Origin of the sequence: Roseateles aquatilis (genome assembly GCF_002205645.1) — a bacterium.
Classification (GTDB): domain Bacteria; phylum Pseudomonadota; class Gammaproteobacteria; order Burkholderiales; family Burkholderiaceae_C; genus Roseateles; species Roseateles aquatilis.
On the sequence record NZ_NIOF01000012.1, the window covers coordinates 1 to 22255 of the forward strand.

The 22255-nt window shown below is 67.9% G+C and carries 21 protein-coding genes; 8 read left to right on the forward strand and 13 right to left on the reverse strand.

All coding sequences use genetic code 11. The features are described from left to right. Window positions 1–233, reverse strand: a 233-nt coding sequence (locus tag CDN99_RS21265) for a hypothetical protein (protein ID WP_141100903.1), incomplete at its 3' end; no start/stop codon positions are given. Between the two features lie 296 nt (window positions 234–529). On the opposite strand from CDN99_RS21265, the gene gntR reads away from it, so the two are divergent. Then, entirely contained in the window at window positions 530–1570 is a 1041-nt protein-coding gene (gntR, locus tag CDN99_RS21270; protein ID WP_088386920.1) for an HTH-type transcriptional regulator GntR, read from the forward strand. Window positions 1571–1591: 21 nt separating this feature from the next. Here the strand turns inward: gntR and CDN99_RS21275 are convergent, their stop codons facing one another. The 5 genes from CDN99_RS21275 to CDN99_RS21295 form a co-directional block, all read right to left on the reverse strand. Continuing rightward, complete coding sequence (locus CDN99_RS21275) at window positions 1592–2494, reverse strand: hypothetical protein (protein ID WP_088386921.1); 903 nt, start codon at window positions 2492–2494, stop codon at window positions 1592–1594. A 109-nt stretch (window positions 2495–2603) separates the two neighbouring features. Next, window positions 2604–5870, reverse strand: coding sequence for an efflux RND transporter permease subunit (locus CDN99_RS21280; RefSeq protein ID WP_088386922.1), 3267 nt, complete (start codon window positions 5868–5870; stop codon window positions 2604–2606). A 138-nt stretch (window positions 5871–6008) separates the two neighbouring features. Next, window positions 6009–7163 (reverse strand): efflux RND transporter periplasmic adaptor subunit, encoded by a 1155-nt coding sequence (locus CDN99_RS21285; protein ID WP_088387053.1) that lies wholly within the window; start codon window positions 7161–7163, stop codon window positions 6009–6011. A gap of 319 nt (window positions 7164–7482) precedes the next feature. Then, window positions 7483–8592: a chorismate synthase gene (gene aroC / locus CDN99_RS21290; RefSeq protein ID WP_088386923.1), complete on the reverse strand. Its 1110-nt coding sequence runs from the start codon at window positions 8590–8592 to the stop codon at window positions 7483–7485. A gap of 159 nt (window positions 8593–8751) precedes the next feature. After that, entirely contained in the window at window positions 8752–9210 is a 459-nt protein-coding gene (locus CDN99_RS21295) for a CBS domain-containing protein (protein WP_088386924.1), read from the reverse strand. Between the two features lie 92 nt (window positions 9211–9302). On the opposite strand from CDN99_RS21295, the gene CDN99_RS21300 reads away from it, so the two are divergent. The 5 genes from CDN99_RS21300 to CDN99_RS21320 all read left to right on the forward strand — a co-directional run bounded on the left by CDN99_RS21300 (window position 9303) and on the right by CDN99_RS21320 (window position 14607). Continuing rightward, window positions 9303–10616 (forward strand): O-acetylhomoserine aminocarboxypropyltransferase, encoded by a 1314-nt coding sequence (locus tag CDN99_RS21300; protein ID WP_088386925.1) that lies wholly within the window; start codon window positions 9303–9305, stop codon window positions 10614–10616. Continuing rightward, complete coding sequence (locus CDN99_RS21305; RefSeq protein ID WP_088386926.1) at window positions 10613–11461, forward strand: alpha/beta fold hydrolase; 849 nt, start codon at window positions 10613–10615, stop codon at window positions 11459–11461. Before CDN99_RS21300 ends, CDN99_RS21305 begins: the two co-directional genes overlap by 4 nt. A 64-nt stretch (window positions 11462–11525) precedes the next feature. Further along, window positions 11526–11879 carry an Mpo1-like protein gene (locus CDN99_RS21310; RefSeq protein ID WP_088386927.1) on the forward strand — a complete coding sequence of 118 codons (354 nt, stop codon included), beginning with the start codon at window positions 11526–11528 and terminating at the stop codon, window positions 11877–11879. A gap of 142 nt (window positions 11880–12021) precedes the next feature. Beyond that, entirely contained in the window at window positions 12022–13905 is a 1884-nt protein-coding gene (locus CDN99_RS21315; protein ID WP_088386928.1) for an ATP-binding protein, read from the forward strand. A gap of 210 nt (window positions 13906–14115) precedes the next feature. Then, window positions 14116–14607, forward strand: coding sequence for a DUF6265 family protein (locus tag CDN99_RS21320; protein ID WP_088386929.1), 492 nt, complete (start codon window positions 14116–14118; stop codon window positions 14605–14607). Window positions 14608–14609: 2 nt separating this feature from the next. Here the strand turns inward: CDN99_RS21320 and CDN99_RS21325 are convergent, their stop codons facing one another. Genes CDN99_RS21325 through CDN99_RS21340 form a run of 4 tightly spaced genes read right to left on the reverse strand, consistent with a single transcriptional unit; the run spans window position 14610 to window position 16569 of the window. Beyond that, window positions 14610–14957 (reverse strand): hypothetical protein, encoded by a 348-nt coding sequence (locus tag CDN99_RS21325; protein ID WP_088386930.1) that lies wholly within the window; start codon window positions 14955–14957, stop codon window positions 14610–14612. Window positions 14958–14989: 32 nt separating this feature from the next. Beyond that, entirely contained in the window at window positions 14990–15244 is a 255-nt protein-coding gene (locus CDN99_RS21330) for a hypothetical protein (RefSeq protein WP_088386931.1), read from the reverse strand. Window positions 15245–15258: 14 nt separating this feature from the next. Then, window positions 15259–16053 (reverse strand): protein-glutamine glutaminase family protein, encoded by a 795-nt coding sequence (locus CDN99_RS28730; RefSeq protein ID WP_158218916.1) that lies wholly within the window; start codon window positions 16051–16053, stop codon window positions 15259–15261. 15 nt (window positions 16054–16068) lie between these two features. After that, the gene (locus tag CDN99_RS21340; protein ID WP_088386932.1) at window positions 16069–16569 is read right to left on the reverse strand and encodes a hypothetical protein; all 501 of its coding nucleotides are present in this window, start codon (window positions 16567–16569) and stop codon (window positions 16069–16071) included. 315 nt (window positions 16570–16884) lie between these two features. On the opposite strand from CDN99_RS21340, the gene CDN99_RS21345 reads away from it, so the two are divergent. Beyond that, window positions 16885–17568 (forward strand): hypothetical protein, encoded by a 684-nt coding sequence (locus CDN99_RS21345; protein WP_088386933.1) that lies wholly within the window; start codon window positions 16885–16887, stop codon window positions 17566–17568. 630 nt (window positions 17569–18198) lie between these two features. Beyond that, window positions 18199–19275, forward strand: coding sequence for an ATP-binding protein (locus CDN99_RS21350; RefSeq protein ID WP_088386934.1), 1077 nt, complete (start codon window positions 18199–18201; stop codon window positions 19273–19275). A 273-nt stretch (window positions 19276–19548) separates the two neighbouring features. Here CDN99_RS21350 and CDN99_RS21355 read toward each other — a convergent pair whose 3' ends face one another. The 3 genes from CDN99_RS21355 to CDN99_RS21365 form a co-directional block, all read right to left on the reverse strand. Then, a complete protein-coding gene (locus CDN99_RS21355; RefSeq protein ID WP_088386935.1) occupies window positions 19549–19962 on the reverse strand; it encodes a hypothetical protein in 414 nt (137 codons plus the stop codon). A gap of 500 nt (window positions 19963–20462) precedes the next feature. Then, window positions 20463–21182 (reverse strand): hypothetical protein, encoded by a 720-nt coding sequence (locus tag CDN99_RS21360; protein WP_088386936.1) that lies wholly within the window; start codon window positions 21180–21182, stop codon window positions 20463–20465. An 87-nt stretch (window positions 21183–21269) separates the two neighbouring features. Further along, window positions 21270–22214 carry an NAD-dependent epimerase/dehydratase family protein gene (locus tag CDN99_RS21365; protein ID WP_088386937.1) on the reverse strand — a complete coding sequence of 315 codons (945 nt, stop codon included), beginning with the start codon at window positions 22212–22214 and terminating at the stop codon, window positions 21270–21272. Between the last annotated feature and the right edge of the window lie 41 nt (window positions 22215–22255).

Here is a 22255-nt window from a genome sequence, read left to right on the forward strand (position 1 = left end):
AGCGACCAGCCGTGCCCCACCGGCCCGTTGACCCCCCCGCCCGCGTACATCAGGCTCAGGTTGGGCTGCATCCCGCCGATGCCCGGCGGCACCGCGATGGCCTGCCCATAGGCCGGGCTGCCCGAGCTGGAAACGCTGACCTGGGCCGCGGCGCTCGTCGCCACCACCCCTACCCCCATGGCGCATGCGAGCGCCAGCCAGGCGCGCAGAGGCGCGCCAGCATGTCGAATCATGAATCCTCCCTTGTTCGCGGCCGGTGCCGCCGCGCTGTCGCCAGGAGGCGCCAGGGGCTGGTCCGCGAAAAAAGCTTCTCGTTTGTTGCTGGCAAGTATCCCTGCTGGCATGACACCGTCATGACTCGGTGTTTCCCCTAGATCATCCCTGCGCGGGCGATATTCGCTCCCATGCGCCGATCTGGCGCGGCCCGCATCGTCCGCGCAGGGTCAGACCCGGCTCTCAAGCCGGGAGGACAGCGCTATCCTCCAGGTCGTTTTCCCCACCCTCGCGGCCGCTCCGTGCCCGCGCTTCGATGACGCCCTTGACCGCCACCAAACGCCGCCGCGCCACCGGCCGGGTCACGCTGCACGACGTGGCGCAGGCCGCCGGCGTGAGCCCGATCACCGCGTCACGCGCGCTGCGCGGCGAGCGCAGCGTGGCGACGGAACTGGTGGAGCGCGTCACCGCGGCCGTCGCGCAGCTCGGCTACGTGCCGGATCCCGCGGCGCGCGCGCTGGCGTCGGCGCGCAGCAATCAGGTCGTGGTGCTGATCCCGCTGCTGTCGAACGGCCTGTTCGTCGACCTGCTCGACGCAGCGCAGCGCACGCTGCTCGCCGCCGGCTATCAGAGCCTGATCGGCGTCACCCACTACCACCCCGAGGAAGAGGAGGCGCTGCTGCGCACCTACCTCATGAATCGCCCCGCCGGGCTGATCGTCACCGGCTTCGACCGCACCGACGCGGCCCGCGCGCTGATCGAGGGCAGCGGCATCCCCTGCGTGCATGTGATGGAGAACCGCGCCGGACCCGCGTTGCCGTCGTCCGCGCTGCATTCGGTGGGCTTCTCGCAGCAGGCCGCCGGCCATGCGATGACGGCCGAGTTGATGCGGCGCGGCTACCGGCGTATCGCGTTCGCCGCCGCGCAGCTGGACCCGCGCACGCTGCAGCGTGTCGAGGGATATCGCGCCGCGCTCGGCGACGCGCACGATCCGGCGCTGGAGTTCATGGACGCCGCGCCCTCCTCGTTCGCGCTCGGCGCGGCGTTGCTGGACCGCGTGCTGGCGCAGGCGCCGGATGCGGATGCGATCTTCTTCAACAACGATGACCTGGCGCAAGGCGCCCTGCTGCAGGCCTTGCGGATCGGGGTCCAGGTGCCGGGGCGCGTCGCCGTCGTCGGCTTCAACGACCTCACCGGCGGCGATCAGATGCTGCCGCCGCTGAGCACCGTCCGCACCCCGCGTGGCGACATCGGCCTGCACGCGGCGCGGATGCTGGTGGCGCTGATGCACGGCGAGGCCGTGCCGGAGCGCTGCGTCGACCTGGGCTTCGAGCTGGTGCTGCGAGAGAGCTGCTGAAGGCCGGTCGTCCGCGGCCGGTCAGCGGGCTGCAGCCCCGTCCCAACTGCCCAGCAGTTGCAGGCAACGGCGGCGGTGCGCCAGGCCCCGTGCCGGCGGCACGACGACGGCCCCGAGCCGCAGGCCGTAGTCGCGCCCTTGACGTTCGGCAAGCAGCACCCAGGCGGTCAGGCGGGAAGCGATCGCCTCCGGCGTGGACGCGCTCGCGTCGCCCTCACCGACAGCCGTCGCGACGTCGAGCCACACCGGCTGGCCGCCATGTCGGCCCTGGCCGTGGCCGGGCAACGGCGGCCCGTCCATTTCCGGACGGGCATACACCAGCAACTGCCGTGGCGGCGTCCACCGCGACAACGCCCGGACGACACCGAACGGATGCTGCGTCTCGATGCGCACCACCGGCAGCGCCATCGACCCGCGCGTGGCGGTCCGTATCGGCACCAGGGCCACGCTGTAGGAATGGGGCGGCACGTCCAGCCAGCCCGACGGCCCCAACGCACCGGAACGGTCGGCGCGTTCGCCGCCGATGCCGATGTCCCATCGGGCATGGCGGCCGGGGTTGTCCAGGCAGAGTTCGAGCATCGCCGTGTCGCCCGCGAAACACGGGGCCGGCGGCGACAGGCGCAACCGCAGGCCACGCAGCGTCTCGATGCACCGCCACAGGCATCCGAACGCGATCGTCAGCAGCAGCGCCGCGAGGCCCGCCGCCGCGATCGATCCCAGCACCGCGGCCAGGATCAGCAGCGGCGCCACCGGCACCAGCAGCGCGATGAACATCGGCGAGGGATGCAGCGTCAGGTCGCGAAGGCGCAGGACGTGGTGGTGCTCGTCCTCCGACGAGAAGACCGCCGCGTTCGCGGCGCGGTCGGCGGTGGCGAGCCGCCGTGAACGAGCGGTGAGGAACGGAAATGGAATCGGGGCGGGCATCGTTCGGCGTGTCGGATTTGAAGCCGCCGAATGTGCCCGCCCCAGGGGTCGAGGCGCCATGGCCTCGACCGGTCAACTCACTGCTGTCAGCTAGCGCGCATCGGTGGGTTCAGTCCGCGATGCCAGGGGTGGGCGTGATCGGTGTCACGGAACCCGCCGCGGGCAAATGCGACCCGGACGGCGGCGTCGGCGTCGCCACGTCCTTCGCGCCGAAGGTCTTCACGCCGCGCACCAGGTACGAGTAGATCACCGGCACCACCACCAGCGTCAGGATCGTCGAGGTGATCACGCCGCCGATGATCGCGCGGCCCATCGGCGCCTGGCTCTCGCCCCCCTCGTTGAGCGCGATCGCCATCGGCAGCATGCCGAAGACCATCGCCGCCGTCGTCATGATGATGGGCCGCATCCGCGTCAGGCCGGCCTCCAGCAGCGCCTCGGGCACGGTCATCCCGTGGTCCTTGCGCGCGTGGTTGGCGAAGTCCACCAGCAAGATGGCGTTCTTCGTCACCAGGCCCATCAGCATGATCAGCCCGATCATCGAGAAGATGTTCAGCGTCGTGTTCCACAGCAACAGCGCCAGCATCACGCCGATCAACGCCAGCGGCAGCGACGCCATGATCGCCACCGGCTGCAGGAAGCTGCCGAACTGGCTGGCCAGCACGATGTAGATGAAGATCAGCGCCAGCCCCATCGCGATGACCAGCCCCTTGAGGAACTCGGCCTGTTGCTTGCCTTCGCCGTCGACCATGAAGCTGATGCCCGGGGGCAGTTGCGTTTCCTTGATCAGCTTCTGCACCTCGGCGTTGACGTCGCCGCTGGGGCGGCCCTGCACGGCGGCATAGACCGCCTCGCGGCGCTGCAGGTTCTGGCGCCGGATGACCTCGGGGTTGAACACGGGCTCGATGGTCGCGACCTGCTCCAGCGAGATCGGCGTGCCGTCCTTCGCGAAGGCCACCGGCAGGTTGCGCATCTGCTCCAGGCTCTGGCGCTGCTGCTTGGGCAGGCGCAGCAGCACTTCCACCTGATTGCCGTCGGGCGTGGTCCAGTAGGTGGCCACGTCGCCGTTGACGTAGGCCCGCAGCGACGAGGCCACCTGCGGCGCGCTCAGTCCCAGCTCGCGCACGGCGGAGTCGCGCAGCTTGACCGCGAAGGCCGGGATGCCGGGCTTGACCGTCGTGTCCACGTCCACCGCGCCCTTGATCTTGCGCACCTTGGCGGCGAAGTCCAGCGCCACCTGCGTGAGCACCTCGGCATCGGTCCCCAGGATCGTCACCCACACCGGGCGGTTGAAACCGACGCTGACCTCCACGCCGGGGATGCGCGCGATTTCGGCGCGGATGGCATCCTCCACCTCGGTCTGCGTGCGCTTGCGCTGCTTGCGATCGACCAGCGAGATGTCCAGGCCGGCCTGGTTGCGCCCCGTGGCCATGCCTTCGCCGCTGCTGCCGACCACGGTCGACACGGTCTTGACCTCGGGCATCTTCGCCAGGATCTCCTCGACCTGACGCACCTTGGCGTCGCCACGATCCAGGCTGGTCGCCACCGGCATGCGCAGCGTCAGGTGGGTGAAGCTCTGGTCCACCTGCGGCTGGAACTCCATGCCCACGAAAGGCATCAGCAGGAGTGCCAGCACGAAGCTGCCCAGGCCCGACATCGTCACGATGCCACGCGGCGTGATGGTGGCCAGGCGCAGGCGACGCGGCGCGCTCTTGAGGCGCTGCCCGTCGGCGTCGAACGGATGGCCGTAGGACGGCACCGGCGGCACGAACAGGCGGTAGCGGCGGCCCGAGAACACCCAGCGCAGCGTCTTCTCGTACCAGCGGTGCAGCAGGTCCATGCCGGCATCGGTGGCACGGATCAGGTGGCCGAGCACCGGCACCCGCTTGACGTAGGTGCTGGGCGGGTCCGGCCAGACCGACGACAGCATCGGGTCCAGCGTGAAGCTGACGAACAGCGACACCAGCACCGCCACCGCGACGGTGATGCCGAACGGATAGAAGAACTTGCCGATGATGCCGCTCATGAAGGCCACGGGCACGAACACCGCGCAGATCGCGAAGGTCGTGGCCATCACCGCCAGGCCGATCTCGTTGGTGCCGTCCTCGGCCGCCTGGCGGTGGCCCTTGCCCATGCCGACGTGGCGCACGATGTTCTCCCGCACCACGATCGCGTCGTCGATCAACAGGCCGATGCACAGGCTCAGCGCCATCATCGTCATCATGTTGAGCGTGAAGCCGAAGGCATAGATCGCGATGAAGCTGGAGATCACCGAGATCGGCAGCGTCAGTCCCGTGATGATGGTCGAGCGCCAGCTGTGCAGGAACAGGAACACGATCGCCACCGTCAGCAGCGCGCCTTCGATCAGCGTATGGCGCAGGCCGTCCAGCGAGTTCTTCACGAAGTCGCTGTTGACGTAGATCATGCGCAGCTCCATGTCCTTGGGCAGCGTCTTGCGCAGTTCCTCGACGGCGGCCTTCACGGCCTCGCCGGTGGCCACGATGTTGGCGTCCTGCTGCTTGTAGATGTTGAAGCTGACGGCGGGCTGGCCGTTGATGCGGGCGATGCTGTCGCGCTCGCGTTCGCGCTCGCTCAGCGTGCCCAGGTCACCCAGCGTCAGCGCCAGGTCGCCGCGGCGCGCCACGACGACGTTGGCGAACTGCTTGGGATCCTTGACCCGACCCTCCACGCGCAGCATCGCGTCGCTGAAAGCGTCGGACAGCAGGCCCACCGGCTGGTCGCTGTTGGCATCGTTGAGCGCCGCGGAGATCTGCGCCGGGGTGATGTTGTAGGCGCGCAGGCGCTGCGGATCCAGGTCGATGCGCACCTCGCGCAGCGCCATGCCGCCCACGTCGACCTTGGCCACGCCCTCGACGCGACCCAGCCGCTTGGCGATGACCAGGTCGGCCATCATCGAGATCTCGCGCTGCGTGCGTGTCGGGCTGAGCAGCGCGGCCACGATGATGGGCGACGCGTTCTCGCCCTGGAAGCGGATGATCATCGGCGGCTTCACGTCCTTGGGGAAGCTGGCCTGCACCATCGCCACGCGGTCGCGGATCTCCTGCATGCCGCGGTTCATGTCGGCGTTGAGCGTGAACTCGACGCTGGCCTGCACGCGGCCCTCGAAGCTGCGGGACTGGATGCGCTCCACTCCGGCGATGGTGTTGAGCGCCTCTTCCAGCGGCTTGGCGACTTCACGCTCCACCGCCTCGGGCGAGGCACCCGGGTAGCGGATGTCGATCTGCGCGCCGGGGAAGGTCACGTCGGGAATCTGTTCGACGCCCAGCTTGAAATAGGCGACCAGGCCCAGCACGCACAACGCGACCATGACCATGGTGGCGAAGACGGGGTTCCTGATCGAGACACGGGTCATCCACATGGTGCGGGTCCCTTCTTGTAATCGTTGCCGGCGGAGCCGGAGAGGTATCGGTGTCGGGCGGCGCGCTGCCCGCCCGGGGCTCGGCCCGGGCGGCGGGGTCGCCGTCGGCCTCGCGTCGCGAGGCGGCTGACTGGGCGATTACTGGGCGACGGCGCCGCTGGCCGCCGCGCTGGCCACGCTGGCCTTGGGCGCACGGATCTCGGCGCGATCGCCTTCCTTCAGGTTGTCGAAGCGGGCACCCAGCACCTGCGTCTGCGGCGTCAGCCCGGCGAGGATCTCGACGCGGCCTTCGCGCGGGTCGCGGCGGCCGGTGGTCACGATGCGGCGCACGAGCGTGCCCTTCTCGATCACCCAGACATGCTCCTGGCCGGACACGCTGCCCACCGCCGCGATGGGCACGGTCATGCGTTGCTTGTCGTCGGGCAGCTCGACGCGGGCGACCGCGTACTGGCCGGCGCGGAAGTGCTCGCCGGGGTTGTCCAGGCTCAGCGTGACGCCGATCGAGCGGGTGCCCGGCTCGGCGGCCGGCGCGATGCGGGCGATGCGGGCGGTGACGGGGTCGTCCACGCCCTCGATGCGCACCTGCACCGACATGCCGGGCGACAGCTTGCCCACCTCGTGCGTGCCGACCATGCCGGCCAGCTCCAGCTTGGACAGGTCGACGATGGTCAGCACCTGCTGCTCGGCGGCGACCTTCTCGCCGGGGAGCGCATGACGCTTGTAGACGATGCCGTCGATGGGCGAGATCAACGCGGCCTGGCGCAGCAGGACCTCGCTGGTGCCGAGCTGCGCTTGCGCCGACAGCATCTGGCCACGGGCCGATTCGAGCGTGGCGCGCGAGTTGTCGAGCGCAGTCGGCGCGATGAAGTTCTGCGAGGCCAGGCCCTGGTTGGCCTTGTACTGGCGCTCGGACTGTTCGTACTGGGCGCGGGCGGATTCGAGGCCGGCGCTGCGCTCGGCGACGCGGTGGCGCAGTTCCTCCAGATCGAGCTGGCCCAGGCTCTGGCCGCTGCGCACGCGGCTGCCCTCGCCCACCGCCAGGCTGACCAGGCTGCCGGACGCCTTGGCGCGAACGATCACCGTGTTGGGCGCGACCAGCGGGCCGGAGAACTCGATCACCCCGGGCATGCGGGCCTGATAAGGCTTGACCACTTCATTGGCCTGGAATTCCAGGGCCGGCTTGGCGTCGTCCTTCTTGGCCACGGGCGCCTCGCTCTTGCTGGTGGCGTACACCCCGGCACCCGCCGCGAGCACCGCGATCGCCACTCCACCAATCCACCACTGCTTGCGCATGTTCTCCCCCATCCGTGAGACGGGATCACCGAGTCGATGATCCTTGAATGGGGCGCAGTGTAGGAATCCCCAATATGGCGCGTGCCGGAACTGCGACGAATTGCAGATTGCGCGTCATGGCCTGCTTTTCTTTGCGCCTGAAATTGGCGCCGCAGACGATGAAATGCCAGCCCAGGGGATGAAGCGACCTGCTTGAGCTATTGCATTCCCCCACTGGGCATGCCAGCGGGGATAGCCTTCTCCCTATGAAACCCCACGCCGGACGGGAGCTCGGCGGACAGTTGGCGACGGGGCGAAGCGCCGCCGGATCGGGGCGGGTTCAGCTGGCGTCGGGGCGGCTCGCCGCGATCGCGGGGATCGGCAGTTCGACCTCGGCGCACTGGGCGCGGTCCATCAGCACGTGGTCGATGACGACCAGCGCCAGCATCGCCTCGGCGATCGGGGTGGCGCGGATGCCTACGCAGGGGTCGTGGCGGCCGAAGGTCTCGACGATGGTCGGCTCGCCGGCGCGGTTGATCGACGCCTTGGGCGCGCGGATCGAGCTGGTGGGCTTGATCGCGATCGACACGCGCAGGTCCTGTCCGCTGGAGATCCCGCCCAGCACGCCCCCGGCGTTATTGCTGGCGAAGCCCTCGGGCGTCAACTCGTCGCCGTGCTGGCTGCCACGCTGGCGCACGCTCTCGAAGCCGGCGCCGATCTCCACGCCCTTGACCGCGTTGATGCCCATCATCGCGTAGGCGATGTCGGCGTCGAGCTTGTCGAACAGCGGCTGGCCCAGGCCGGCCGGCATGCCGGTGGCCTCGACCGTGAGGCGCGCGCCGACCGAGTCGCCGTCCTTGCGCAACTGGTCCATGTAGGCCTCCAGCGCCTCGATCTGCGAGACGTTGGCGGCGAAGAACGGGTTGTCGCCGACGTGCTCCCAGCCTTCGAAGGCCAGGTCGATCTCGCCGAGCGCCGTCATGCAGCCGCGGAACTGGACGCCCAGCTCCTGCTTCAACCACTTGCGGGCGACCGCGCCGGCCGCGACCATCGGCGCCGTCAGGCGCGCCGACGACCGCCCGCCGCCGCGCGGATCGCGCAGGCCGTACTTGCGCCAATAGGTGTAATCGGCGTGGCCGGGGCGGAAGGTGTCGAGGATGTTGCCGTAGTCCTTGCTGCGCTGGTCGACATTGCGGATCAGCAGGCAGATCGGGGTACCGGTGGTCAGGCCCTCGTAGACGCCGGACAGGATCTCGACCTGGTCCGGCTCCTGCCGCTGCGTGACGTGGCGCGAGGTGCCCGGGCGACGGCGGTCCAGTTCCGGCTGGATGTCCTCGACCGCCAGCGCCAGCCCGGGCGGGCAGCCGTCGATCACGCAGCCGATGGCCGGACCGTGGCTCTCGCCGAAGTTGGTGACGCGAAACAAGCTGCCGAAAGTGCTGCCGGACATCTGGGGAACCCGCCGAGGCGATGAGAACGGAAGCCGCCGATTCTACGAGCCGCCCGCTCCCGCGACGACCTCGAACAGAAGCGGTCCCGCGGGACCGCCCATCGCAATGCATGAGCAATCGGCAACCCAGCCTTCGCCGGGTGGCGGCGGCCCGGGCGCTCAGGACGCCTTGGCGTTGCCGTCCTCGGACGGCCAGTCGCGGATGTAGGCCTTGAGCATGCGGTTCTCGAAGTCCTGCGAATCGACGACGGTCTTGGCGACGTCGTAGAACGACACCACGCCCATCAGCTGCCGGCCGTTGAGCACCGGCATGTAGCGGGCGTGACGGCCCAGCATCATGCGGCGGACCTCGTCGATCTCGGTTTCCGGGGTGCAGGTCAGCGGGGCGTCGTCCATGACGCTGCGGACCAGCGAGGTGCCGACGCTGCCGCCGTTCTTGACCACGGCCTGGATGACCTCGCGGAAGGTCAGCATGCCGATCAGGTCGCCGAACTCCATCACCACGAGCGATCCGATGTCGCGTTCCGACATGGTCTCCACGGCGTGGGACAGCGGCTGGTCGGGGGAAACAGTGAAGAGCGTGTTGCCCTTGACGCGCAGGATGTCTGAGACTTTCATGGCCGACGTGGAAAGTGGCGGAAGGAAGGGCTAAGCGGCCAACATAGCACACAATGCCCGCCACTCGACAGAACGACGCGCAGGAGACACGCATGCCAGGCCCCTCAGACCCGGGTTTCGATACGTTGGCGCTACACGCCGGCGCCGCGCCCGATCCCACGACCGGCGCCCGCGCGGTACCGCTGCACCTCACGACCTCGTTCGTGTTCGAGAGCGCCGAGCATGCCGCGGGCCTGTTCAACATGGAGCGCAGCGGACACGTCTATTCGCGCTTGTCGAACCCGACCACGGCGGTGCTGGAGGAACGCATCGCCGCGCTGGACGGCGGCGTCGGCGCGATCGCCACGGCCAGCGGCCAGGCCGCGCTGCATCTGGCGATCGCGACGATCGCCAGCGCGGGCGACCACATCGTGGCGTCGAGCGCGCTGTACGGCGGCTCGCACAACCTGCTGCACTACACGCTCAGGCGCTTCGGCATCTCGACCACCTTCGTGCGCCCCGGCGACCTCGACGCCTGGCGCGCCGCGATCCGCCCCACGACCAAGCTGCTGCTGGGCGAGAGCCTGGGCAACCCCGGCCTGGACGTGCTCGACATTCCGTCGATCGCGCAGATCGCCCACGAGGCGCACCGGCCGCTGCTGGTGGACGCGACCTTCGCCACGCCCTACCTGCAGCAGCCGGTCGCGCTGGGCGCGGACCTGGTGCACCACTCGGCGACCAAGTTCCTCTGCGGCCACGGCACCGTGGTGGGCGGCCTGCTCGTTGACGGCGGGCGCTTCGATTGGGAGCGCGCCCATGCCGCCAGCGGCGGGCAGCGCCGCTTCGCCGAGCTGTGCGAACCGTACGACGGCTTCCACGGCATGGTCTTCACCGAGGAGAGCACGGTGGGCGCCTTCCTGCTGCGCGCGCGGCGCGAGGGCCTGCGCGACTTCGGCGCCTGCATGAGCCCGCACACCGCGTGGCTGATGCTGCAAGGCATCGAGACCCTGCCGCTGCGCATGCAGCGCCACGTCGCCAACGCGCAGCGGGTGGCGGAGTTCCTGGAGGCGCAGGACATCGTCGGGCGCGTCAACTATCCGGGCCTGGCCTCGCACCGCGACCACGCGCTGGCCCAGCGGCTGCTGCCCAAGGGCAGCGGCGCGGTGTTCAGCTTCGACCTGCGGGGCGGGCGCGAGCAGGGCAAGCGCTTCATCGAATCGCTGCGGCTGTTCTCGCACCTGGCCAACGTCGGCGACGCGCGCTCGCTGGTCATCCATCCGGCGTCGACGACGCACTTCCGCATGGACGACGCCGCGCTGGCCGCGTCCGGCATCACCGCGGGCACGATCCGCCTGTCCATCGGCCTGGAGGATCCCGACGACCTGATCGCCGACCTCAAGACCGCGCTGAAGGTGGCCGCCAAATGAAGCTGACCGTCCAAGGCCGCGAGGCCTATGCCTACACCGGCGGCAAGCCGTTCGACGCCGCCCTGCCCTGCGTCGTCTTCATCCACGGCGCGCTCAACGATCACAGCGTGTGGACGCTGCTGGCGCGCTACTTCGCGCATCACGGCCGCGCGGTGCTGGCCGTCGACCTGCCCGGGCACGGCCGCAGCGCGGGGCCGGCGTTGAGCGACGTCGAGTCGCTCGGCGGCTGGATCAACGACGTGCTGGATGCGGCGGGGGTGTCCGCCGGGGCATCGGCCGAAGCGCCAGCCGAAGCGTCGGTGGCGCTGGTCGGCCATTCGATGGGCTCGCTGATCGCGCTGGAGGCGGCGGCGCGGCGACCCGCGCGCGTGGCGCGGCTCGCGATGGTGGGCACCGCGTGGCCGATGAAGGTCTCCGACGCGCTGCTGAGCACCTCGCGCGAGCGGCCGAAGGCGGCGATGGCGATGGTCAATGCGTTCTCGCACGCGACGACGGCGGCCAAGCCGTCCTACCCCGGCCCCGGCGCCTGGTTGCATGGCGCCGGGCTGGCGCTGATGGAACGGCTGCAGGACGGCTACGCGGCCACCGGCAATCTCTTCGAGCACGACTTCCAGGTCTGCGATCGCTACCAGCGCGCGCCGGAGGCGGCCGCCCAGGTGACGGCGGCCGGGCACCTCCAGACCCATCTGATCCTGGGCGAGAAGGACGCCATGACGCCGCCCAAGGCCGCCCGGCAACTGGCGGAACTGCTGCATGCGCGCGTGCGGACGCTGCCCGCCGGGCATTCACTGATGACCGAGGCGCCGGAAGGGATGTTGAATGCGCTCCAGGCGGCGCTGGCCTGAGCGCCGCACAGTTCCCTCGGACCTTCCCGAGAGGGCCGCATGACGGCCACGCCAGGAGACGCCCATGAGCACCAGCCCCCTGCCCCACGCGCCGCAGTCCTCCGAGGCGGACCGCGTCAAGGCGATGCGCAGCTTCGCGGAGTTCTATCCGTTCTACCTCGGCGAGCATCGCAACCGGACCTGCCGCCGGCTGCATTTCGTGGGCCTGACGCTGGGGCTGCTGTGCATGGGCTACGCGCTGGCGTCGCAGCGCTGGGGTTTCCTGCCCGTCGGGCTGCTGTGCGGCTACGCCTTCGCGTGGGTGGGGCACTTCGGTTTCGAGAAGAACAAGCCGGCCTCGTTCAAGCGCCCGCTGTACAGCTTCATGGGCGACTGGGTCATGTATCGGGACATCTGGCTGGGGCGGATTCCGTTCTGATCGACCGACCGATCGAGGGCGCGCGCGCCCGATCGTCATCCAGGCATCGGCGCCCGGCGACGCATCCCCTGTCCCGGGGGAGCGTCACGACGGCTGAAAGACGCGCGGCCCATAATGGTCCGCCACCCGTGGAAGCGAATACGTGAGGGAACCGCCGCCCATCGCCGATGCCGATGCCTGCAGATCCTGGCTGGACGCCGAGACACGCGCCTATGCCGACGATCCCTGCAGCGCGCAGGACCGTGTCACGCCGACGATGGCGCTGTTCGCGCGGGTGATCGACGGCGAGCCCAGTGATTTCGGCGTCGAGCTGGCCTGGTACCTCACCGACCTGTGCGGCGAGCTGTGGCGCTCGGAGCAGATCGAGGCGGTGCTGGACGCGGTGATGCCCTGGGTCGGCGCGGGGTTCGGCGAGAAGGCCGCGGTGCCGGTGATGGCCCTGCGCTGCCGCATGCACCTGCGCTTCGGGCGATTGCGGCCGGCGCTGGTGCTGCTGGACCAGATCACGCGCCGCGCGGCGGCCAGCCCCCGACCCGTGGATCAGGCGCACTGCGCCCGCGCGATCGGCGGCGCGCTGTCGCTGCAGCGCCAGTTCGAGCCCGCGATCGACGCGATGCGCGAGGCCCTCCGGATCTTCCGCGCCTGCGGCGACCGTGGACGCTGGGTCGACATCTATGCCTCGATCTCGGTCGCGCATCGGCATCTGGGCCGACGTGACGAAGAACAGAAGGTGCTGCGCGAAGGCCTGGACGTCGCGGTGGCGCAGCGCCGCTGGATATCGGCCTGCAACACCGGGTCCTCGCTGGCCGAGGAACTCCTGATCGACGGTCGTGACGAGGAAGCCGCGACGCTGCTGCGCGACGCCGAGGAATACCTGCGCCTGGCGGGTCCGGGCGGCGAGCGCATCGCCAAGGAGCTCTTCGCGGCGCAGGCCGTGCTGGCCTGGCGGCGCGGGGACGCGGACTCGGCGATCGCGCTGATGCGGCGGGTGGTGGCGGACAGCCACAAATTCTCGATGCGCCGGCAGGTCGTGCATCGGCTCAAGCAACTCTCCCAGTGGCAGGAGGACAGCAACCGGCTGGCCGACGCCCTGGCCTCGCTGCGGGACGCGCACGCGCTGGAGCTGGAGGACACGCGCGTCAGCGGCCGGCTCGACTCGGCCACGGAGCTGCAGCGCATCGAGGTCGCGCATGCGCAGCAACTGACAGCCAGGGCGCGGGCCCATGCCGACGAACTGGCCGACAAGGCCGCGGCCTTGCAGCAGGCGCTGGACCTGCAGCGCGAGATGCAGGCCGAATTGATCGAGCGCAGCAAGCTGGCGACGCTGGGGCATCTGCTGGCCGGCGTCGCGCATGAGATGAACACGCCGCTGGGATCGGCGCTGACGGTGCTGTCCACGGTCACGGAGCTGAACGCCTCGCTGGTCGACCGGCTGGCGTTGGGCTCGGTGTCGCGCCAACGCTTCACGAGCGATCTGACGCGCTGTCAGGAGAGCGCCGAGCTCGCGCGGCGCAACGTCGAGCAAGCCCTGGCCCTGGTGCAGAGCTATCAGCACATCGACGCCCGTCACGCGGCGGAGCCGACGCGGCAGGTCGCGCTCGCGGCGTTGGTCGAGGCCGCCTGGCAGCGCGCGATGTCCCCGGACACGGCGCTGACGCTGTGGTGCGAGACCGACCTGGAGCTGGCCTTGCCCGCCGAGGCGCTGACCGAGGTGATGCTGCAGCTGTTCCAGAACGTCGAGCGCCACGCCTATGCCGCCGGGCAGGCCGGCGTCGTCGAGGTGCAGGCGCGCGTGATCGACGGACTCGTCCGGCTGAGCGTGACCGACCATGGCCGCGGCATCGCGCCCGAGCTGTTGCCGCGGGTGTTCGACCCCTACGTCTCCACGCAATTCGGACGCGGACGCAGCGGCCTGGGGCTCTTCGTCACGCAGATCACGGTTATCCAGCGACTGCGCGGCCGCATCACGGTGGAGTCGACGCCGGATCGCGGGTGCCGGCTGGAGATCGAGTTTCCGACGGCCTGAGCGGGCCGGCGCCATCTGCGCCATCTGCGCCATCCGCGTCATCGCGTCATCGCGTCATCGCGTCATCGCGTCATCGCGTCATCGCGTCATCGCGCCAGGATCGTGTTCTTCCTTCACAGTCCAGGCGCGCCGGCGAGTCACGCCGATGCGGGGTTCCGTCCGAGAACCCGTTCGCGTTAGATTCGCGCATCGATACTTGGAGTCAACGCCATGCGCTGCTTCATCGCCGCCCTGATCGCGGCCCTTCTTTCCTCGCCGATGGTCGCGCGGGCCGAGGATTCACCGCTGGAGCAACTGAGCTGGCTCGCCGGCTGCTGGGCCGCCGAGAACGGCGAGGCCGGCTCTGTCGAGCACTGGCTGCCGCTGGCCGGCGGCACGATGCTGGGCATCGGCCGCACGGTCAAGAACGGCCGCACCGTCGAGCACGAGTTTCTGCAGATCCGCCTCAACGCCGAGGGTAAGCCGGTCTACATCGCATTGCCGTCGCGCCAGAAGGAAGCGACGTTCGTCGCGACGTCGATCGGCGACCGCGCCGTCGTCTTCGAGAACCCGGCGCACGATTTCCCTCAGCGGATCAGCTACCGGGCGGTCGGGGACGATCGCCTGGCCGCGCGCATCGAGGGGCTGCGCAACGGCGCGGCGCGGGGGATCGACTTCCCCATGAAGCGGGTGAGTTGCGAGGAACCGGCGCACCGGCGCTGACCTCACTTCCTGGCCGACGCCTTCGACTGTCTCGCCGTCTTCGCCGTCTTCGCCGTCTTCGCCGTCTTCGCCGCCGCCGCGCGACGCGCGGGCTTGTATCCCGGCGCGGCGCCGGCGTCCTCATCGGCGTGCAGCGCGCCCACCGCCTTCGCATTCAAGGCGACGGCCTTGTCCGCCGACATGGAGAACGCGGCGATGCCCGCGCTTTGCGCGCCCAGCCGCCGCGCCGCCGCAAGCAACTCGGGCGGCGGCTCCGCCGTCGATCGCGACGCGTGATCGGGCTTGGCCTCGAGCGCTTCGAGGACCTTGGCATCGATGCTCTTGCCATCGATCTCGATCGTCACCTTCATGGCGGTCTCCTTCACCCTTCGCCCTTCACTATTCACGACAGCACGGCATATCGGCCCTCGAAGACCACCGGCGCATTGGTCAGGTTGCGCACCGTGATCCAGTAGGTGCAGTCGTTGCTGTTGGCGCGCTCGACGGCGACCTCCCAATCGACCTGCGGGGCCCCGGACCGTGGCGAGGTCGGCATCATGGTCCAGACCACGTGCTGCGCCGCGCCCCACCCCCAGGTGAACCAGCGAGCCGTCTGATTGGGCTGCAAGGTCCCCGTCCACTGCGAACCTGTGTACATCGTCCTCTCCCGGCTCAGTTCAAGAAGTTGAAGCGCCCTTCGAAGCGCACCGCCTCGGCGGTGAGGTTGCTCACCGTGATCCAGTAGGTGCAGCTGTTGGCGTCGGCGCGCTCCACCGCGACCTTCCAGCTCAATTGCGGCCCGCCGGGACATGGCGTGATCGGCATGACGGTCCAGATCACCTGCCGGTTGGCCGGCCACCCGAAGGTGAACCAACGCTTTTGCGCGCTGGGCTCGATCGTGCCCAGCCACTGCACGCCCGGGCCCCGCACCATGCAATCCGGATACGGCGGTGGGCCGGACGTCGACACGGACCGCAACCGCAGCTGGTTGCGATAGTCGGACAGCACCTGATTCGTCTGCGCGTAGGTGGGATCGAATCGTTGCGGCGCATAGAACAGGTGGAAGATCTCCGGGCCCGTCGGCGTGAGCGTGGGACTCGGATCCCCCTGGGCGCCGGCCCAGGTCGCCTGCGGCACGGGCCCGTCGAACAGCGACGGATCGACCACGTGGGTCTGCACCCCGCCGCCGCCGACCACCTGCAAGGTCGGCGCGACATGCCAGCCCCAGTTGACGACGCAGCCGGGCTTGTTCTTCGAGGCCACGCGCAACGCGCCCTGGATCCAGATCTTCTGCGGCGTCTCGCCCGCGGCCAGCATCAACCGGCACATCTCGTGCGCGCGGCCCCAGCACCCGTCATCCGGGTAGAGAAAGGGGATGCACGGCGCGGCCGGATTGCCCGGGCAGCACACGCGTGTGTTGACCAGATTGAACAGCTCGCGCGCCCGCCCCAATGTCACCGTGCCCATGGATGAATCCTCCCGCTACCGAAGGCGCTCGTCCGCCGGCTTCACGTCGACGATCGTGGGCGAGTCCAGCGTTTCGACGACCCACACCATGCTTTCGTCCTTCTGCGCGGTCCGCAACAGCCTCAGCAGTTCCTTGAAGCGCGGATGGCCGTGGTGCAGGACGTGCACGGCATGCGAGAGCAGGAAGTTCACCTGCATGTCGCCCCGTTCGTTCTCCCGGATGTCACCCACCGGTTGCAGCAGCGGCTGAAGCAACTGGGAGATCCGACGCGTCTTCGCATCGAGCTCGACATAGATCGGACGCCGCTGGTCCCGGAGCTGGCGGATCACGTCCAGCCAGGTCGCGTCCCGCGTCGTGGCCAGGTCCAGCAGGCCCGTGAGTTGCGGACCGAGGCTGACCAGCGCCGGACGGTCGATGCCCGCCGGCCGCGCGGTGCGCAGGTCGGCATGCGCGAGCACCGCCGCGCCTTCTTCGATCGCTTCGACGTGTCCAAACGCGGCGACGACGGCGGCCATGAGGCATCCCCCGGTTGATGACGTCAACCTTGACGAGGGGAACGATATGCGACCCGAAAACGAAAGGACAGGCGCGCATCCATCGGATTGACGATGCCACCCGGAGACCTCGACCGCGAATGCGACGCCGCCTGCCGACTCTTCATCAATCGGGCGTTGCCTCCTTCGGCTTGATGATGACGGCATCCGTGCGTTGCCCATCATCATCTGGTGACCTGTCATGCCGATGGCGTTCCTGTCATCGGCACTCCCACGACGGCCACAGCTCATGTCTCCCGATGCAGTTCCGCAGGCCCACCTTCTTGGAGAGCGTCAATGGAATCGAACGAGATGCAGCTCGTTGCGCTGGTCAATCTCCTGACCGACGCGGTCTATCCCAACCCGGACGACCCCGGACCGATCGGACCCTGGGGCCCCTGGATCCGGGACGCGCTGGCGAGAGGGCCATTGCCCGACCCCTGGCGCGCACGCGCTGCCGCGCAAACCTCAGACGGTCATTGGTGGCAAGAGCATCACCCTGGGCCGCCGCCCTACTGGGGCGCCGTGATCGCGGCGTTGACGAACCTCGCTGGACATGTCGACAACCGCGAGAACCCGTTCGGTGGCGGCCAGCCACGTCCCAACTGGGCGATCAACGCGATGCTGCGAGACCTTGCCTCGCTCAATCCGCAACCGCTGCCGCCGGTGGATTCCGGCATTGTCTTTGCGCGGACCTTGGCCAGTGTCGCCTTGAGCCGAGCACACGAGGCCGGCGCCGAAAAGGGCAGCGACTTGTTGCACCGTTTCTCCGAGGACTGGTGCGGCACCGTCATTCTGGTTCCTATCCCGCTGAAGCCGGGCGACCCGGGCGCACCCCGCCCTCCCCGTCCGCAGGAATCGTTGGTGCTGGGTGCGGCGCTGATTCGCGCAGCCGGGTCCATCGAAACCGTCGGATTGAAGAAGGCTGTCGAAGAATCGGGCCGCCGGATATTCGAGCATGGACTTTCGGGCGTGCGCTGACACCCTGGGAAAGGATCGCCGCGCCATGATCTCGGTGGTCTGCAGGAAGAGGTCGAGAGCCCCTTTGAGGGGGTCACCCCGGGTCGCCCCCCCATGAGCTGTGGGAATGGTGCCGTTCGAACTCGGCTGGCGAAGTGCGGCCTGCGGTTGCAAACTTCAGCAAACCTGAACGCACGGTTGGGCTAGCTGAGCACGTTTAGCAGGAGCTTTCAACGGCAGGTTCGCAGCGGTTGCCTCCATCGGCGAAAAGCCACCGAGTTCACGCTGCTTGGCATGAAGCAGTCGCCGGCACACTCTGCCGGCTGACGGCTTCAACGACCGGTATTGAGAGTACTGCGCTCATCTGGTGCGGCTGCCCGCGGCTGTAGTCGTCGACTCGCGCCGGAATGTCTGATGCTTGCCGGTTCGGAATGGCGCTATCGACCCTGAGCAGTCCTCGGTCCGGCCAATCACCGCGCCGGTTAGCGGTCGCGGAGAGTTAGGCCCTCCAGCGCCTGCACCAGCGCTTCAAGATCCATTCCGGTGTGGCTACTTCCATAAGTACTGCGGCGACCCAGCATGATTAGCTGGACACCTGACGGGCGATCGACGCACAAAATGGTGCTGCAATTTCGCGGCTAGGATGGGTTCATGACCGCCCAGCAATCAATTCAGTTCAAAGCCCCGCGTTCGCTTGATCTCCCCTCTGCACTTACGTTCGCGCAGCAGATTTCCGCTGCGCCAGACGCGGAGGAGTACGTCGTCGACTTCTCGGGCATGGGACACGTCGAGCCTTTTTCGATGCTTTTGATTTCCAGCGAGCTCCGCAATCTCGCACGTCGGAACCATGGGCCGAAGCTGCTGTGCACCGACTTCAAGCAGTGCACATACGCCGCCCATATGGGATTCTTCCGTTCGTTCGATTTGGCCTACGGAAATGCGCCCGGACAAGCTAAGGGCAGCGAGAACTACCTCCCCATCACCATCTTCGATTCGCGCGAAGTCGAGCGAGAAGCATTCGAGCAAGGAATTGAAGTGGGGAACCAAGTGGAGTCCATAAGCAAGCGAATGTCAGCCGTACTCTGCGGCAGCGACGAGGGCGACCTTTTCGACACTTTGGCCTATTCCATTCGAGAGATCATCCGGAATGTCATTGAGCACAGCGGGGCTGAGAGATTTGGAATTTGTGCGCAACATTGGCCCACGAAGAAGCGAGTTGAGGTGGCTATCTTGGACCGCGGCTCGGGCCTCCGGTCAAGCCTTTCCAGGAATCCATACATTGATGTATCGGATGACAAGAAGGCTCTCAATTACGCCTTGATGCCAGCGGTTTCCGGTAAGGCATTTAAGGGCTCTCGCGTCAATACAAAGGGAAACTGGGCAAACTCAGGATTCGGTCTCTACATGACCAACCGAATCTGCAGGAACGGCGGCAACTTCTTCATCGCCAGCGGCGCGACTTCCATGCTTCTAACCAGAGGGCAAGGTAAACGCTACTACGATTGCAGTCTAGACGGCACTGCGGTGCGCATGGTCATCGATACCTCTGTACTCACAGGCCTGCGTGACGCGCTGGGGAGATATCGGGAAGAGGGTTACGAAATTCAACGCAAATACAAGGAGATCGTGAGCATCGACCCTTCGTCGGCATCGCTCATGCTTTCAGAGGATTTCGATGTATCGGTTGTTGACCGGATCCTAGTAAAGCTGAAGCGGGCCCTAGGCTGAAGAGTCGCACCGTCGACAGAGTGCCGCGGAGCGGCCGTTGACGATCTTCCGGTCTTGGCCGAACCCGTGAGTTCGACTGGTCACGTTAAAGCCGACTTCCAACGTCTGGCTCATCCTGCTGGGCCCTCAACTCGATAGGAGACCATCATGGGTAACCGTTTGCTGCAGTGGATGGCTACGCCACCTGCTGAGCGCCAACGTTAGAAGGCAATGGAGCAACTCAAGGACTTCTCTGACAGTCGTCTTGTCGATGGCCGCTGACGCCCCAACTCCTCATGAGGGCCTCCACAGATTGCAGGCGACAGCAAGGAATGCCAGTATCAGCGTAGCCGAGCAGAAGGCGGGAACCACCCAGCCAATCATGTGATTTGCAGAGAATGAAAACTTTTCTCCCCTCGCGGCTTCGGATGCCCAAGATAGTGCGGTCGTCTTGTCGCGTTTTAGCTCTTCGATGATCGGCCGAACTACTGAGTAGGCGCGATACGTAGCAAAGGCCAAAGCCGAGCACGCCGTCCATCCAACGGCTAGGACGAAGTAGGCGGTGACGGCTTCTTTCGTCGCCAGTGTGCCTGCGATCACTGCGGCGTAGACCGCCAGCATGAAGTTGAAGCGGGAGTTCATGAGGTTCTCAAGAAACTCCCGCTCGCGCAGCAGCTCGCCGCGTTCAGGCATCTGTGTGGATGACATCTGAAGTTCCTCCCTGAGGTTGAATCGATCAGTTCTTGGTGCTCGTAGCGACCTGCGGCTTGACGTTCTCGCAGTTCAAAGGCGGCCATTCAACCTAGTGCTCCCCCTCGATGGTTGAGGCTGCTCTGACGGCAAGACCTTCCAATCTGGTGGCCACAATACGAGCAGCCCACGCTACTGTCATCCGCAAGGCAAGGGATCCGCGACCATGCGTGCAGCGGATCGTCGAACAGCCGCCGATGATCACAGCGGTTGCTCAGCCTGTCGGTCGCGAATGACTCTGACCAGGGGCAATCCACTGGGTGACAACACACAGCCTAGAGCGCACCTTGCCCGCAACATAGCGCTCCCCATCCACGGTGCCGCTCAGCCTGAGCAGCAGCCGAAACAGGCGCCCAGAATCACCAGAATTGGGAGCCGCCCCAAAGGCTCTTTCGGTCACAGACGACGGAGTTGCTCGCGTCGCCACTCGACCCGGCGTCGAAAGCTCTTCCGTCCAATCAAGCCCGCGGCAACAGCGCTTTCGCCGCCTCGATGCGCAGCGGCATCGGGACCGACGCATCGTTCATCACGTGGAGCAGGAATGCCCGCGGATCGGTGAAGCCGGTCGCCGGACCACCCGCGACCGCATCCACGCTCGGGGTCGGAGTCGGGATAGGGATAACCGGCACGGCGGGCGCCACCGGCCGCGTCGAGCCGAGCTCATCCAGCGCCGCCGCCCACGCCGGTGGCGTGATGCTCTGCAGCTCCTTCAGCAGGTCGGCCTGACCCTCCGCGCCGGGCGGGATGTCCAGCCAGGGCGACTCGACGAAAACCGGCGCGAGGTCCGCGGCCACGAACGCCGACCACTGCCCTTCGCGCACCTGCGCGGGCACCGGCGGCGCCGAGATCGGCAGACCCGCCGCCTCCACCGACGGAAAGCAACGGACGCGCGACGCCGGCACGGCGCCGAGGTAATGCGCCTTCAGTCCCGCCAGGAACGCGGCACCCTGCCCCGCCTCGCAGCCCGCTTGCAGCGAGAACCACAGCTGGTAGCTGTCCTCGCCAGCGATCGCGATGCCCGGCGCGGGCAGACCCAGGTCGAGCTGCACGCCGCGCCAGACGGCGCCGAGCAGGTCCCAATCCGCCGGGCGGCCGACGTCCAGCACCAGCGCGCGCATCGCGCCCGAGGTGGAGTCGGCGGCGTAGAGACGTTGGAGCTGGATGGCGAGTCGGGTCACGGCAGTCGCGGCAGGCTTGGGGATGGAGGCCGCACTCTACGCGCTCTCAGGCCGCACGTTCGCGGCATCTCACCCCTCGCGACAGGATCAGCCCGCCAGTTGCGTTTTCAGCGACGTCAGCATGTCGTCGGCCATCGCATCCAGGTCGTAGCCCAGTTTCCAGCCCCAGTCGCGCTGCGCGACGGTGTCGTCGATGGACTGCGGCCAGCTGGCGGCGATGTTCTGGCGGAAGTCCGGCGCATAGTCGATGGTGAAACCGTCGATGCGGCGGCGGATGGACGCGGCGATCTGCTCCGGCGTGAAGCTGACGCCGGCCAGGTTGTAGCTGCCCCACTCGGTGATCCGGTCGGCGGGGGCTTCCATCAGCTCCAGCGTCGCGCGCAGCGCGTCGGGCATGTACATCATCGGCAGCGCCTGGTCTTGCTCCAGGAAGCAGGTGTAGCGGCCGTGCTTGAGCGCCTCGTGGAAGATCTCGACGGCGTAGTCCGTCGTGCCGCCGCCGGGCGGCGTCTTCCAGCTGATCAGGCCCGGATAACGCAGGCTGCGCACGTCCACGCCGTGGTTGGCGTGGTACCAGCGGCACCAGCCCTCGCCGGCCAGCTTGGAGATGCCGTAGATCGTCGTCGGGTCCATGACCGTCGTCTGTGGCGTGTCGCGCTTGGGGGTCCGTGGACCGAAGGCGGCGATCGAGCTGGGCCAGAACACGCGCTCCAACTTCTCCGTGCGCGCCAGCTCCAGCACGTTGAGCAGGCCCTTCATGTTGAGGTCCCAGGCCCACATCGGATGCTTCTCGCCCGTCGCCGACAAGGCGGCGGCCAGGTGATAGATCTGCGTGATGCCGTGGCGCTTGACCACGCCCGCCAGCGCGGCGGCGTCGGTCACGTCCAGCATCTCGTGCGCCAGCTGCGGCACGCGGCCCTGCGGCGCGACGTCGCTGGTGATGACGTTGGCGTTGCCGTGGCGCCGGGCCAGTTCCACCGCCAGCTCGGAACCAATCTGGCCGTTCGCGCCGATCAACAGGATCTTGGTCATGGGACTTTTTCTTCGGTCTGCTTGGTCTTTTTGGGAAGGAC

What these genes read in the sequence shown, in the direction of transcription:
- gntR (WP_088386920.1), top strand. Translation starts at nt 530, where the DNA reads ATGACGCCCTTGACCGCCACCAAACGCCGCCGCGCCACCGGCCGGGTC.
- CDN99_RS21275 (WP_088386921.1), bottom strand. Translation starts at nt 2,494, where the DNA reads ATGCCCGCCCCGATTCCATTTCCGTTCCTCACCGCTCGTTCACGGCGG.
- CDN99_RS21280 (WP_088386922.1), bottom strand. Translation starts at nt 5,870, where the DNA reads ATGTGGATGACCCGTGTCTCGATCAGGAACCCCGTCTTCGCCACCATG.
- CDN99_RS21285 (WP_088387053.1), bottom strand. Translation starts at nt 7,163, where the DNA reads ATGCGCAAGCAGTGGTGGATTGGTGGAGTGGCGATCGCGGTGCTCGCG.
- aroC (WP_088386923.1), bottom strand. Translation starts at nt 8,592, where the DNA reads ATGTCCGGCAGCACTTTCGGCAGCTTGTTTCGCGTCACCAACTTCGGC.
- CDN99_RS21295 (WP_088386924.1), bottom strand. Translation starts at nt 9,210, where the DNA reads ATGAAAGTCTCAGACATCCTGCGCGTCAAGGGCAACACGCTCTTCACT.
- CDN99_RS21300 (WP_088386925.1), top strand. Translation starts at nt 9,303, where the DNA reads ATGCCAGGCCCCTCAGACCCGGGTTTCGATACGTTGGCGCTACACGCC.
- CDN99_RS21305 (WP_088386926.1), top strand. Translation starts at nt 10,613, where the DNA reads ATGAAGCTGACCGTCCAAGGCCGCGAGGCCTATGCCTACACCGGCGGC.
- CDN99_RS21310 (WP_088386927.1), top strand. Translation starts at nt 11,526, where the DNA reads ATGAGCACCAGCCCCCTGCCCCACGCGCCGCAGTCCTCCGAGGCGGAC.
- CDN99_RS21320 (WP_088386929.1), top strand. Translation starts at nt 14,116, where the DNA reads ATGCGCTGCTTCATCGCCGCCCTGATCGCGGCCCTTCTTTCCTCGCCG.
- CDN99_RS21325 (WP_088386930.1), bottom strand. Translation starts at nt 14,957, where the DNA reads ATGAAGGTGACGATCGAGATCGATGGCAAGAGCATCGATGCCAAGGTC.
- CDN99_RS21330 (WP_088386931.1), bottom strand. Translation starts at nt 15,244, where the DNA reads ATGTACACAGGTTCGCAGTGGACGGGGACCTTGCAGCCCAATCAGACG.
- CDN99_RS28730 (WP_158218916.1), bottom strand. Translation starts at nt 16,053, where the DNA reads ATGGGCACGGTGACATTGGGGCGGGCGCGCGAGCTGTTCAATCTGGTC.
- CDN99_RS21340 (WP_088386932.1), bottom strand. Translation starts at nt 16,569, where the DNA reads ATGGCCGCCGTCGTCGCCGCGTTTGGACACGTCGAAGCGATCGAAGAA.
- CDN99_RS21345 (WP_088386933.1), top strand. Translation starts at nt 16,885, where the DNA reads ATGGAATCGAACGAGATGCAGCTCGTTGCGCTGGTCAATCTCCTGACC.
- CDN99_RS21350 (WP_088386934.1), top strand. Translation starts at nt 18,199, where the DNA reads ATGACCGCCCAGCAATCAATTCAGTTCAAAGCCCCGCGTTCGCTTGAT.
- CDN99_RS21355 (WP_088386935.1), bottom strand. Translation starts at nt 19,962, where the DNA reads ATGTCATCCACACAGATGCCTGAACGCGGCGAGCTGCTGCGCGAGCGG.
- CDN99_RS21365 (WP_088386937.1), bottom strand. Translation starts at nt 22,214, where the DNA reads ATGACCAAGATCCTGTTGATCGGCGCGAACGGCCAGATTGGTTCCGAG.